Source organism: Alkalihalophilus lindianensis (assembly GCF_032843265.1).
Classification (GTDB): Bacteria; Bacillota; Bacilli; order Bacillales; family Bacillaceae_D; genus Alkalihalophilus; species Alkalihalophilus lindianensis.
This window is the reverse complement of record NZ_JAWJBA010000924.1, coordinates 1-241: the sequence shown is the minus strand read 5'-3', so window position 1 is coordinate 241 and position 241 is coordinate 1. Positions and strand designations below refer to the sequence as shown.

1 pseudogene is annotated in these 241 nt (G+C 43.6%); it reads left to right on the top strand.

Features of this window, described 5'->3' with window-relative positions:
* Positions 1-241 (top strand): annotated as a pseudogene (locus tag RYX56_RS24815) (RNA-guided endonuclease TnpB family protein); the annotation flags it as partial.

Below are 241 nucleotides of genomic sequence, written 5' to 3'. Positions count from 1 at the left end.
TTACTTACACCATAATAGGATGGCGACGGTGAAGGAAGTAGACGCTGCAATGCAAGCGGATGTGAACTATTGGGGCCTTCAATCAAACTCCGTTCAAGCGATTCGTAGAACCCTGTTTTCGGAAGCAAAGAGCTTTTTTAAAGCATTGGAACAATGGAAGAAAACGCCTGAAACATTCACTGGCCGTCCTAAGTTTCCAAAGTATTCCGGCTCCACTGAAAAACGGGTTATTGAAATCTAT